The 12,224-nt window shown below is 62.3% G+C and carries 14 protein-coding genes; 6 read left to right on the top strand and 8 right to left on the bottom strand.

What is annotated here, in order from left to right; all coding sequences use genetic code 11:
* From WBV42_RS10735 to WBV42_RS10725, 3 genes are all read right to left on the bottom strand, one after another.
* On the bottom strand, positions 1–1,882 hold a 1,882-nt coding region (locus WBV42_RS10735), incomplete at its 3' end, for an ATPase, T2SS/T4P/T4SS family (RefSeq protein WP_423986020.1).
* Positions 1,883–1,908: 26 nt separating this feature from the next.
* Positions 1,909–2,451 (bottom strand): DUF7311 family protein, encoded by a 543-nt coding sequence (locus tag WBV42_RS10730; RefSeq protein ID WP_423986019.1) that lies wholly within the window; start codon positions 2,449–2,451, stop codon positions 1,909–1,911.
* Positions 2,448–2,909, bottom strand: a complete 462-nt coding sequence (locus WBV42_RS10725; protein WP_423986018.1) for a DUF7310 family coiled-coil domain-containing protein — start codon at positions 2,907–2,909, stop codon at positions 2,448–2,450. The genes WBV42_RS10730 and WBV42_RS10725 overlap by 4 nt, the downstream gene beginning before the upstream one ends.
* 154 nt (positions 2,910–3,063) lie before the next feature.
* On the opposite strand from WBV42_RS10725, the gene WBV42_RS10720 reads away from it, so the two are divergent.
* Complete coding sequence (locus WBV42_RS10720; protein WP_423986017.1) at positions 3,064–4,140, top strand: tubulin/FtsZ family protein; 1,077 nt, start codon at positions 3,064–3,066, stop codon at positions 4,138–4,140.
* A gap of 11 nt (positions 4,141–4,151) precedes the next feature.
* On the opposite strand, the gene WBV42_RS10715 is transcribed toward WBV42_RS10720, so the two are convergent.
* The gene (locus WBV42_RS10715; RefSeq protein ID WP_423986016.1) at positions 4,152–5,309 is read right to left on the bottom strand and encodes a pyridoxal phosphate-dependent aminotransferase; all 1,158 of its coding nucleotides are present in this window, start codon (positions 5,307–5,309) and stop codon (positions 4,152–4,154) included.
* A gap of 122 nt (positions 5,310–5,431) precedes the next feature.
* Between WBV42_RS10715 and WBV42_RS10710 the strand changes: the two genes are divergently transcribed.
* A complete protein-coding gene (locus WBV42_RS10710; protein WP_423986015.1) occupies positions 5,432–6,328 on the top strand; it encodes a 1,4-dihydroxy-2-naphthoyl-CoA synthase in 897 nt (298 codons plus the stop codon).
* A gap of 846 nt (positions 6,329–7,174) precedes the next feature.
* On the opposite strand, the gene WBV42_RS10705 is transcribed toward WBV42_RS10710, so the two are convergent.
* Positions 7,175–7,600, bottom strand: coding sequence for a hypothetical protein (locus WBV42_RS10705; RefSeq protein WP_423986014.1), 426 nt, complete (start codon positions 7,598–7,600; stop codon positions 7,175–7,177).
* 131 nt (positions 7,601–7,731) lie between these two features.
* On the opposite strand from WBV42_RS10705, the gene WBV42_RS10700 reads away from it, so the two are divergent.
* Positions 7,732–8,475 (top strand): DNA-directed RNA polymerase subunit epsilon, encoded by a 744-nt coding sequence (locus WBV42_RS10700; RefSeq protein WP_423986013.1) that lies wholly within the window; start codon positions 7,732–7,734, stop codon positions 8,473–8,475.
* Between the two features lie 51 nt (positions 8,476–8,526).
* Here the strand turns inward: WBV42_RS10700 and WBV42_RS10695 are convergent, their stop codons facing one another.
* Positions 8,527–8,751, bottom strand: a complete 225-nt coding sequence (locus tag WBV42_RS10695) for a hypothetical protein (RefSeq protein WP_423986012.1) — start codon at positions 8,749–8,751, stop codon at positions 8,527–8,529.
* A gap of 65 nt (positions 8,752–8,816) precedes the next feature.
* Positions 8,817–9,407, bottom strand: coding sequence for a DUF420 domain-containing protein (locus WBV42_RS10690; RefSeq protein WP_423986011.1), 591 nt, complete (start codon positions 9,405–9,407; stop codon positions 8,817–8,819).
* A gap of 224 nt (positions 9,408–9,631) precedes the next feature.
* On the opposite strand from WBV42_RS10690, the gene WBV42_RS10685 reads away from it, so the two are divergent.
* From WBV42_RS10685 to WBV42_RS10675, 3 genes are read left to right on the top strand one after another with little or no spacing between them, the layout of a single operon-like run.
* Positions 9,632–10,048, top strand: a complete 417-nt coding sequence (locus tag WBV42_RS10685; protein ID WP_423986010.1) for a cobalamin B12-binding domain-containing protein — start codon at positions 9,632–9,634, stop codon at positions 10,046–10,048.
* Positions 10,045–11,043, top strand: coding sequence for a methylmalonyl Co-A mutase-associated GTPase MeaB (gene meaB / locus WBV42_RS10680; RefSeq protein WP_423986009.1), 999 nt, complete (start codon positions 10,045–10,047; stop codon positions 11,041–11,043). The genes WBV42_RS10685 and meaB overlap by 4 nt, the downstream gene beginning before the upstream one ends.
* A gap of 44 nt (positions 11,044–11,087) precedes the next feature.
* A complete protein-coding gene (locus WBV42_RS10675) occupies positions 11,088–12,026 on the top strand; it encodes an alpha/beta fold hydrolase (protein ID WP_423986008.1) in 939 nt (312 codons plus the stop codon).
* Here WBV42_RS10675 and WBV42_RS10670 read toward each other — a convergent pair.
* Positions 12,003–12,224 (bottom strand): Zn-ribbon domain-containing OB-fold protein (locus WBV42_RS10670; RefSeq protein ID WP_423986007.1); only part of this gene is annotated, 222 nt, incomplete at its 5' end. The genes WBV42_RS10675 and WBV42_RS10670 overlap by 24 nt on opposite strands.

Here is a 12,224-nt window from a genome sequence, read left to right as displayed (position 1 = left end):
GTCGTTCCATATCCTCAGTTCGGGCGGCGAGGGCCGCCCGAACGTCGGCATACGTCTCCGCCGATTTCGCGAGCGAGGCTACGAAGACGCTGTTGCCGCGCTCGATTCGTCCGGTCGAGACGAGTTTCCCATCCCGTAGTTCGTACAGCGGTTCGAAGCGGACGGCGGTTCCGTCCGCTTCGGTTCCATTCGCTTCGGACCCGTTAGTTTCGACCCCGCCGCTCGAAACGACCTCCTCGATGCGCTTCACGCGTTTGCCGTGCTGTCCGTCGATTTCGTAGGATTCGGTCGTGACGACGAAGTCAGTCGTCGCGAACGACGACGGTGGGACGCCGAGGTCGGTGACGACCCGCTCGTACACCGCGTCGCCACAGTCGCCGTGGATCGTTCCGAGGACGGCATTACTGCTCGCGCCGACTCGCATCGCTTCGTAGAGGACGCTCGCCTCCTCGCCGCGAACTTCCCCGACGACGAGCGCGCCGTCCCCCAATCGAAGGGCCGTCCGAAGCGCATCGGCGGGGCGAAGTCCGGGTTCGTCGTCGTTCGCGGTCGTTCGAAGCGCTTGCACGTCGCGCCCACCGTCTTGCAGCGTCTCGATCGGCAGTTCCGGCGTGTCTTCGAGGACGACCGTTCGAACCTCGTGAGGGAGTTCCCAGAGTAACGCTCCGAGAAGCGTCGTCTTGCCCGCGCCACGGGAACCGGCCACGAGTCCGGTTCCCGCACGTTCGACGCCGACCGAAAGGAGTGCGGCGGCGTCCGCCGGAAGCGTGCCGTTGGCAACCAGCGCCGGGAGCGTCCATCGTTCCTCGCCCTGTACGCGGAAGGCGAAGCCGATGCCGTCGCTGACGGGGCGGGTGACGCCCGCGACACGGACGCTCGTGCCATCGACCTCCGCGACGGCATCGAGCGTCGGACTCGCCCGCGAGAACGCTCGCCCGCTCGTTCGACGAAACCGGGAGGCGAGCGAGGCCGCGCCGTCGTCGGTGAGGCGAACGTTGGTTCGCATCCGTTCACCGTCGACCCGCACGCGAAGTGGGTTTTGTGAGACCGGAGCCGTTGCGAAAACGTCCGAAACGGCGGGATCCGCGAATAGGTCGGACAGGACACCGTACCCCTGGATGTATTTTTCGAGGACGGGAGAGAGGGTATCGACGGCCTCGGTCGAGTCAGCAACCGTCCTGACCGCCTGCCCTGGTGCTCGTTTTCCCCCCGTGACTCCGCCATCGGCGAGGAGCGTCGCGGCGCGGTCGAGTGTCCTGAACGCATCCTCGTCGAGGGTGTACTCCACCGGTTCGAGATGGTAGGTTCGATGAGCGTCGGTGGACGAATCCGCCGAGTCGGCGTCGTAGTATCGAACGGTCCCACCGGTCGAAAGCGTGTACTGGTCGTCCAGTCGGGCGTTCGCCGGTGGACGAAGGGTGATTCGGGAACGAGCGATGGTTGGCCCGACGAACGGCCGGAAGAGCGTCGAGTAGTCGTCGAACCGATGGACACCCTCCGCGAACCCGGTTTCGGCGGCGATATCGACCACGGGCGGCGCTCTTCCGACGGCGTCGAAACCCGCCCGGAGCGGGTCCGAACGCGCTCGTTCGGCGAGCGTGGCGTCGTGTGGGGTGACGCGGTCGATGAATCGACCGGCCGCCGAGAGAAACGCCGCACCGTCGCCATCGTAGGTGCGTTCGACGCCTCCGGAGCGTATCACGATACAGTCGGCGTCGCGGTCGGTAAGCGCATCCAGAACCGTCGCGCGGCAGGCGGAACGGTCTTCGAGCGTTCCCCGTCCCGAACAGTCGTTCGCATCGACGACCAACGTCGTGCCGTCGAACGAAGGGTCACAGCGACAGTCACGGTCGTCGGTGGACTTCGACAGTGGGTTCCACATGGTCGCCCGTGGTCGTGTCTTCCGATTTAAAGTTCAGCCGACGGAACGACGAGGACGGTGCGCTTCCCGCGATACTCGACCAACAACAGCGCGATGTCGATTCGGTCGGGCGCGCGAACGACGAGCGGCGTTCCGTCCGGTTCGACCGACCATTCGTGGTCGGCGTCCGTCGTTACGACACGCACGTCGAACGGAACGTGTCGAACGTGGGTCGTGCCGCCGACGCGATAGGCGAGTACATCCCCGGATTCGTCCTTCGGAATTCGTCCGTTTTCGGGAACGCCGCCAACCGCGACGAACTCGATATTCCCGGTCGTCACCGATTCGGCCGGGAGCGATAGCGAAACCACTCTGCGTGCGCCGAGCGAATCGAGCGTGTTCGATTCGCGGTCGTCCCCGAAGGGAACGGCGTTTTCGTCCGCGAGGTCGGTCATCGAACGGGAAACGGTCGTCACCGCCGATTCTGCGTGGTACGTTGCCCGACTTGTCCGCGCGTGGTCAATTGTGGGGAGGGAGACGCTACAGAGTGCGACCGCGAGCACTACGGCGAGAACTGTACGGACGCTCACAGTAGCTCTCGGAGACGCGTCATCAACGAGCGTTCGTTCGATTCGGCGTGATCGTCGGGACGCGTCGATTCGAGGGGCGGAATCTCGGAGCGGGATTGTGGGTCTGTGTCGGAACCCTGCTCCGGAGGAGTTCGATTGAAATCGGTGTGAGAGGGACGGGAATTGCAGGACTCGTGCGTTTCGAGTCGGTCCTGACAGTCTTCGGCCGTCGCAAGCGCGGCGTCGGCCCGCCGTTCCACGTCGGCGTTGACGGCACGAACGTCGCCGACGTAGCCACGGAGCGCCAAAATAGCGGCTTCGAGTTCGTCCTGTTTCGCTTCGAGTTCGTCGAGGCGTGCCGTGAGTTCGGTGGTCATCCTACGGAGTTCCACATCGTCCTGTAACTCGGGCATCTCGCCGTCGGTCACCGTTCGTTCGAGGGTCGACACGCGCTCGGAGAGTGTTTCGAGGTCGGGCATCGACGGGATTGGTCGCGAATCAGTATTTAAAATTTCAGGGACAGTTCGACACCCATCGACTTTCAGTGAGGATCGAGAGACACATTTTTTGCCCGAAATCCTCTTTTTGGATTACGTCGGAAAACTTATGGGTCATGGTTCATTTCAATCCGCCATGAAAGTCGTCCTGATTGGTGTCGGTCAAGCGGGTGGGAAGCTGACACAGAGACTCGTCGAATTCGACGTGAGCATGGATTTCGATGCGGTGCAAGGTGCGTTGGCCATCAACTCGGCAAAGACGGATTTACAGTCACTCGATTTAGATACCGTTCTCATCGGACAGGACCGGGTGAAGGGGCACGGTGTAGGTGGCGATAACGAACTCGGTGCCGAAGTGATGCAAGACGACGCTGGCGAAGTGATGAACTCCCTCGACGGACGGATCACAGCGCGAGCGGACGCCCTCTTCGTCGTCGCCGGACTCGGCGGCGGCACCGGAAGCGGCGGCGCGCCGGTGTTGATCCACGAACTCCAACAGATTTACGAGATACCCGTGTACGCACTCGGCGTCCTGCCGGGACGGGGCGAAGGTTCGATGTATCAGGCCAACGCCGGTCGTTCGCTGAAAACCGTCGTCCGCGAGGCCGACGCGACCCTCCTCATCGACAACGACGCGTGGCACGAGTCGGGCCAGAGCGTCGGCGAAGCGTTCGAGAGCATCAACCAGCAAATCGCCCAACGTGTCGGCTTACTCCTCGCCTCCGGGGAGGCGGTCGAAGGCGTCGGCGAGAGCGTCGTGGATTCGAGCGAGGTCATCAACACGCTTCGCTCGGGCGGCGTCGCGGCACTCGGCTACGCCAGTGCGGGTGCCAGCGAGGACAGCGCCGAGAACATCAACACCGTGACGAGCAACACGCGGCAGGCGATCCTGAGCAACCTCAGCATGCCGAAAGCGACGGACGCCGACTCCGCGCTCCTCGTCGTCGCCGGGGATTCGGACAGGGTTCCACGGAAGGGTGTCGAGAAGGCGCGCAAGTGGCTCGAAGGCGAAACCGGGAGTCTACAGGTCCGTGGCGGGGACTTCCCGCTCGACAGCGAACGACTCGCGTCGTTGGTCCTCCTCGGCGGCGTCGAACGCTCGCCGCGCATGCAGGAGTTCATGGAACGCGCGAAGGAGGCGAACAAACAGGAAGAGCGCACGGAAGACCCGGCCGAAATGTTCCACAACGACCAACTCGACGACCTGTTCTGAGGAGCCTTTTCCTATTCGCACTCGTCCCGGACCAACGCCTCGATACGGTCCAGACCGAGTTCGATTCGGTCGAGACCGTTGGCGAAACTCAGTCGTAGATAGCCTTCCCCGGCGTCGCTGAACGCGCCGCCGGGTGCGGTGACGACGCCGTAATCGGACAGGAGGCGCTCGGCGATATCGAAACTCGACCCGTCCAGTTCGCTCACGTCGAGGAAGGCATAAAAAGCACCTTCCGGGCGTGGGCAGGAGATGTGTGGAATCTCCGCGACGCGCTCGGTCAGGTAATCGCGGCGTTCGCGGAACGCGGCGTACATCTCGCGGACCGGTTCCTGCGTCCCGGTTATGGCCGCGAGTGCGGCCTGCTGGCCGACGCTCGATGGGCAGGCGGTCGTACTTTCTCCGACCTGTGTGGCGGCCTCGACGACGGACTCCGGTCCGACGAGCCATCCCATCCGCCACCCCGTCATGGCGTAGGTTTTCGAGCAGGAATCGACCGTCAGGAGGCCGTCGTAGTCGGTGTACGAGGAGATGCGGCGATACTCGTCGTCGTACGTCAACCGGGCGTACACCTCGTCCGCGATGACGTAGGCGTCGTGTTCCGCCGCCGCATCGACGACCGCTTTTACGGCGTCCTCGCCGTAGACACGGCCGGTGGGGTTCGAGGGCGTCGTCAGAATCACCGCGGCAGTGTCGTCATTCATGTGGTCGATGATCCGCTCGGCGTCGAGGTCGAACCCGTCCTCGGCCGGGAGCGGGACCTTCACCGGTTCGGCGTCCGCGAGAACGACCTGATTCTCGTAGTTCGGCCACGCTGGCGTCGGGAGGATGACCTCGTCGCCGGGGTCAGCGATGGCCAGAATCGCCAACGCCAACGCTTCCATTCCGCCGTTCGTGACTGTCACTTCCTCGGGAGCGAACGAAACGCCCGTCTCCGACTCCATCCGTTCCGCGATTGCGGCGCGGAGTTCGGGGATTCCCGCCCCGGAGGTGTAGTGGGTTTTTCCCTCGCGGGCGGCGTCCGCCGCCGCGTCGATGACGTGTTCCGGCGTGTCGAAGTCCGGCTCACCGACTTCGAGCCTGACGAGGTCGCCGCCCTGCTGCTCGGCGAGTTCGAACATCACGCGAATCCCCGACCGTTCGAAGGTGTCTGCCCGTGCGGAAATCTTCATGTTTTCGACCGTGGTTGTCCCGTGTCAAGTAGCTTCGTAGTCCCCCCGCGCCTTGCCGGGTTGGGGATGGAAAGGAAACGCGGACGGGAACCTATTAGACCGATCCACCATCAGTTTCGAGTATGGTATCGGAACTGTTCGACGCCGAGCGATGGGAGGAGATTTCGGATTTCGATTTCCGCGACATCACGTACCACCGAGCCAAAAACCAAGGGACGGTCCGAATCGCCTTCGACCGCCCCGACGTGCGCAACGCCTTCCGGCCCGGAACCGTGGACGAACTGTATCGCGCGCTCGACCACGCCAAACGCCAGTCGGACGTCGGTTGTGTGCTCCTCACCGGCAACGGTCCGTCCTCGAAGGACGGCGGTTGGGCGTTCTGCTCCGGCGGCGACCAGCGCGTGCGAGGGGGAGAAGGATACGAATACCAGGGAGAGGATGCCGACAGTAAGGACGCCTCCGAGGCAGGCCGTCTCCACATCCTCGAAGTCCAGCGTCTCATCCGTCACATCCCGAAGCCCGTCATCTGCGTCGTCCCCGGATGGGCCGTCGGCGGCGGCCACAGCCTCCACGTCGTCTGCGACATGACGCTGGCCTCCGAAGAACACGCCAAGTTCCTCCAGACCGACCCCGACGTGGCGAGTTTCGACGGTGGGTTTGGGTCGGCCTACCTCGCTCGGCAGGTCGGCCAGAAGAAAGCCCGCGAAATCTTCTTCCTCGGCAAGACCTACTCCGCCGAGGAGGCCGAGGAGATGGGAATGGTCAACGAATCGGTTCCCCACGAGGAACTGGAGGACGTGGCGCTGGACTGGGCCGAGGAGATCAACGGCAAGAGTCCGACCGCGATTCGGATGCTGAAATACGCCTTCAATCTGGAGGACGACGGCCTCGTCGGCCAACAGGTGTTCGCCGGGGAAGCCACCCGGTTGGCGTACATGACCGACGAAGCCCAGGAGGGACGGGACGCGTTCGTGGAAAAGCGCGACCCGGACTTCTCGGACTACCCGTGGCACTACTAGAACCCACCTTTTTATTGCGAGGGTCGCAAGGCGACCCTCGATAAAAATCTGGACCAAAAGCCTGCGGCCCTCCCGTTGGTCGGGCCTTGGCCCGCTCACAGTTCGAGGCGCGGAGCGCCTCGTTGCTCGCGGTGAGTAACCTCCCAGAACTGTTGGTGTCGATTCGATCCGACATCGTCGGGATGTTCGTCGGTTTGTGCACGTCGATATTCGGCGACGATGGAACCGTCCCCCGTTTAAGTAGTTCTAGTGATAAGGTAGTGATATGGACGGAATGCGGCCGGTTCTACTGACGTAATTTCTCGTAGCCACTGCTCTCTTTCCGTGCCGAGTCCGATACCGTACCGAGTGCGATCTTCCTTTAAGTAGTTCTGGTGATAAGGTAGAGATATGGACGGTACGAGGTCGCTTCTATCGATGTTTTCTTCGATAGCGGTCGCGCTGTGATTGCGATTTGGATCCCAAGCTTGGCGAACCGTTCTTCGTTTAAATGGTTCTGGTGATAAGGTCAAGATACGGATGGAATGTGACCAGTTCTACTGACGCGACTCCCCCGATAGCGGCTGCTCTCTACTTCCCTTCCGAATTCGATCTGCCGTCGGGGGCGCGAGTTCTCTTTAAGTGATTCTGGTGACAAGGTAGAGATATGGACGGTACGAGGTCGCTTCTACTGACGTAATTTTCCGGGAGCACCTGCTCTTCGGTTCGGTATCGGACCCCTCTGTCGCATCAAGATGGTTCCCTCTTTAAGTGGTTCTGGTGACAAGGTAGAGATATGGACGGAATGCGGCCGGTTCTGTGGTGATGTAATTCCCGGATAGCGACCCGCACGAACGAATTTTGTTCTCAGTCGGCCGTTGGTGAGGACGATTCCTGTTCGGTGTAGTTATCGTCAGCAGCGACGCCATCATCGCCTTTCTCGATGCCTATCTCGACGCCGATTGCGGCGCTGGCGAGTCCGACACCGAAGACCAAATACCAGAGCGCGACTGTGAGGTCCTCGGGAATCGGGAGGTCCATGTGGACGCCGAACTGGCCGCCACCGAGCACCACGACGACGAGGAGCGCACTCCAGCGATTGTCTCGTGCACTCCACCAATTGCCCCTCGAACCCCACACGTCCCGACGTCGAACAGCGAGCCATCCGGCGACGGCGAACACCATCCAAATGACGGCAGCCAACTGCAAGTCCCAGTAGCCGTCGAGATACAGCACCGAAACGGGGAGCGAGCCGATAATCACACCGGCAATTGGGGCGATCCGAATTTTCATACGTGTACTATACAGTCAATCGAAAAGTAACTTAGCCTCGGGAACACGTCGTCGGGGGATCTTCCCGTCGAGTGTCAAGAATCCTTCCCGAAACCGACCTTTGAACTATATCCACCGAGTAGAAGGGGACGATGCGTCAAACCGACGGCGACTCGCACGTCGTCCACTGGCAGTTCGCCACGGGGGACGACGCGGACGACCAACCAGGTCGACTCAGCAGACGACCGGGGGACGGTACGGTTCGGCGGGCCGACCTCCAGCGCGACCAATCGGTTCGTCAGTGGGGGCCGGTCACGCCGAGCGCGACGGTCATCGGCCGGGCGAACTCGCCGGAATCGGACCTGAGCGAGAACATCCGCCGACTGCACGAGGAACGCCACTCCGCGATGGCGGGCCACAGCAGTCGAATGCACCAACTGGACAAGCTTCGGGTCAGCCACGCGCTGTGTAACGACCTGTCGCTGACGCCGTGGCAGCGCGACTGTGTCATCGGCATCATGAGCGAGTTGGACCTCACCGCCTTCGGAAGCCAGCGGGCCATCCCGAAGGTCGCACTGGTCGTCATCCGCCACGTCGTGGACCGCGAGCGCGAACAGTACCTTGGACTGCACGACTCCGACTGGATTCACGAGCAACCCCCCGAGCAACTGACCGACCTCTACGAGACGTTTCAGTCACTCACCGACGAGGACCGATTTACCGAACTTACCGAAAAACACGGTCTCGACATCACGAGCCTCAATCGACTCCGTCGCGTTCTCAAGGAACAGTTGGAGGACGGCGACTTGGAGTACGCCGTCCACGGTCGGAACCCCTACCGCGACCCGAACCTGCCCAGTCTGACCGACCGAGGGGGCGACCAGGGAAGCGACTAGGGTGGTTTGCGGGATTATTTTGTGGCGACGCCAGCGGCTACGACGGAGACGCTACTCCGTTTCTCCGTCCTCGTCGTGGTCGCGTCCTTCCTGGTCGTTCGTCCCATCGTCGAAGTGGATTTCCTCCATCAGGTCCGAGATCTCGTCCACGATTCGTTTTCGGTCATCCTGTGCAGATTCGTCGTCCGGTTCTGTCCGTGTGTCTTCTTCAGTTCGCGTATTCCCCGTCGTGTCGTCACCCATCGAAATCGTGTACTCCGTCCCCCAGTTGTTCATGCTGGTAAAAATCAGTTCGGAAGACCGATGTTTGGCTCGATTCGGTGCCAATTCGCGACGACGACCTACTTCGGGATCGTCCACCCGTAGTGGGCTAACATGGCGAACGTGATGACGCCGAGCGACAGGGAGAGGATCCACGCCGAGGCCGCGATTCGACCGATCTTCTTGTGCGGCGTGTTTCGCAGTTCGGCGGGCGTGTGGCTGAGTCCGAGGACGATGGCGAACAGCACGACGGGAACCGAGACCACCGAGAGCATGATGTGAATCGCGAGCATGATGACGTAGGCGTAGTAGAGGATGGAGGTGTGCGCCAAATCGATGTGTTTCTCGCCGCCGCCACCGCCGACTTTCGTGAGGTAGAGCGCGAGGAAGACGAGGATGAGGGCGAACGAGGTGATCATCGCGGCGCGGTGTTTCCTGACTTCTCCGTTGCGAATCCAGTACCACCCAAGCGCGAGCGAGATCGTTGCGATGGTGTTCACGATCGCAATCCCGTCCGAGAGCATGTCGATGGTTCCCCGCCCGATGTGCGGATAGATGGGGAGGATACCCGCAAACGTCCCGAGGACGAGGATGTATCCGATAACAGAGAGGATTGCCGTCACTTTCAGAGGACTCTCCCGCGCCCGTTCCCGCGCGTTCGCCGTAGCCATGCACGCACGTTCGGACTACCGGGGTAAGGTGGCTTCGCTTCGTTCTCGATTCGTGGGATTGGTCGACCGGGGTTTCGAAGTGGCGGGATCGATTCGCGGAATCCGAGACGGTCCGTGACGAGTAACCGGCCAGCGGGGCATAACAACCGGACTTGTTTTTTCGCAATTCGTTTTTCACATGTATTTCCGTTAAAGTGAAACCCGAACGCGGGGAAGGGTGGTGTATGAGCGCAGATCAGGAACAGCAGTCGATTCGCTGCCTCGTCGCCAAGGTCGGTCTCGACGGCCACGACCGCGGCGCACACGTTATTGCCCGGGCGTTCCGTGATGCCGGATTCGAGGTCATCTACTCGGGGCTTCACAACGCCCCCGACGAGATCGTGCAGGCGGCCGTGCAGGAGGACGTGAACGTCCTCGGAATCTCCATTCTCTCCGGGGCACACGACACGCTCGTCCCGAAGATCGTCGAGGGGTTGAAGGAGTACGACGCGTTCGACGACACCCTCATCCTCGTCGGCGGTGTCGTCCCTGACGACGACAAGGCGGAACTCAAAGAACTCGGTGTCGCGGAGGTGTTCGGTCCGGGCACGCCGATGGAAGAGACTATCGAGTTCGTTCGTGAAAACGCGTCCGAACGATGAGCGCGACGCACACGGATCTACTCGCAGACCTCCTCGACGGGAAGCACCGGGCGCTGGCACGCGTAATCACGAAGATCGAGAACCGCGAACCCGGCTATCGGGAACTCGTCTCGGAACTCCACACGCACACTGGCGACGCCGAAATCATCGGTATCACCGGTAGCCCGGGCGCGGGTAAATCGACGCTCGTGGACAAGGTAGCGAACTACTACCGCGAGCGCGGCGAGACGGTCGGCGTCATCGCCATCGACCCCTCCTCGCCGTTCACGGGCGGGGCCGTCCTCGGCGACCGCATCCGGATGGCGAGCAACGTCGGTGACATGGACGTGTTCTTCCGGTCGATGAGCGCCCGCGGCAGCCTCGGCGGCCTCTCCACGGCCACCTCGGACGCCGTGAAGGCACTCGACGCGTTCGGCAAGGACAAGATCATCGTCGAGACGGTCGGTGCGGGGCAGAACGAGATCGACATCGTGAAAACCGCCGATACGGTCGCCGTGTTGGTTCCCCCCGAGAGCGGCGACAACGTCCAGATGCTCAAGGCGGGCATCCTCGAAATCGCCGACGTCTTCGTCGTGAACAAGGCGGACTTGCCGGGTGCCGACCGCGCTGTGTCGGACCTCACCGAAATGGTGCACATGCGCGACGGAACCCCGACGCCGGAGTTCGGCGACGACGTCGAGGGCTACGACTGGGAACCCCCGATCGTGGAGACGATAGCGAAGGACGGAGAGGGCGTCACGGAGTTCATCGAGGTGCTGGACGAACACCACGACCTGCTCGAATCGACGGGCATGCTCGACGCGAAAACCCGAACGAGATACGCGGAGGAGATTCGAGCGCTCCTGCGCGAGGACGCCAACCGACTCGTCGCGTCGGAAATCAAGTCGCGCGGCGGAATCGCGGAACTGGTCGAAGCCGTGTTCGAGCGTGAAACCGACCCGTATTCGGTAGCCGACGAGGTCATCACGCCCATCGAAGACTGTATTCACGACTGATTTCTGGCATAACGGATAAACCCGTTCGGGTCGCTCCTTCACGTATGAATCTTCGACGACTTGCGGCGGCGACGGCTGGCGGAGTTGGACTCACAGCAGCACTCAATCGATCGCTCGCCGGAAGTGCGGAACCACTCGACCCGCCGCTCGAAGGGTTTCAAGGAACCTACCGCTGGCGCGGGTTCGACGTAGCCTACACCGAAGCAGGTGACCCCGACGCTCCCGACGTTCTTTTCCTCCACGGGCTTCACGCCGCCGCATCGAACAAGGAGTTCGATCAGATTTTCAGGCAACTGGCCCAGCAGTACCACGTCATCGCACCTGACCTGCCCGGATTCGGGCGGTCGTCGCGACCGCCGGTCGTGTACACTGCCTCGCTGTACACCTCGTTCGTCGTGGACTTCGCGGACGACATGACCGATAACGCCATCTGTCTCGCGTCGTCGCTCTCCGGGGCGTACGCCACGCTCGCACAGGTCGAGACGGGGGCGTTCTCCCAACTGGAACTCATCTGTCCGACCGACGATGCCGGAAAGCGTCGGAAGTGGCTTCGGACCCTCGTTCGGTCGCCGCTCCTCGGAACCGCGCTGTTCAACGCCATCGCAAGCAAGCGCTCGATTCGCCGGTTCAACGAACGCGACGGCTACTTCAGCGAGGCGTCGTACACGGAGAAGGACGTCGAGTTCGAGTGGCAGACCGCCCACCAGCCCGGTGCCCGGTTCGCACCCGCGTCGTTCGTCTCGGGGTATCTCAACCCGGACGAGAACCTGGGCGAGGAACTCGCGCGCGTGGACGTCCCCGTAACGCTCGTCTGGGGACGGGAAGCGAAGGTCACGCCGCTCGAAGGCGGAAAAGAACTCGCGGACGAAGCCGACACCCGCCTCGTCGTGTTCGACGAGGCGCGACTGCTTCCGCACGTCGAACATCCGGGACCGTTTCTGGACGTCCTGTTCGACGAACTAGCGCCGCTCGAACAGCAGTAGTCGGTCGCCGTTCGTTTTCGATTCGCCGATAGTCAGTGAAACAGTATCCCCGACCGCCACGTCGTCGGGTGCCATCGCGGTCACTCGAACCGGCCCGAAGTCGGCGATTGCGGTCGTGTACGGCGCGTCGTCCGCGAACGACGGTGCCGCGACGTGGACGACGGTGTACGTGTCGATAGTTCCGGTTTCGGGGAGCGG

The sequence above is a fragment of the Haladaptatus sp. genome (assembly GCF_049589095.1).
In the GTDB taxonomy this organism is placed as follows: domain Archaea; phylum Halobacteriota; class Halobacteria; order Halobacteriales; family Haladaptataceae; genus Haladaptatus.
This window is presented reverse-complemented; position numbering and strand designations above follow the sequence as displayed.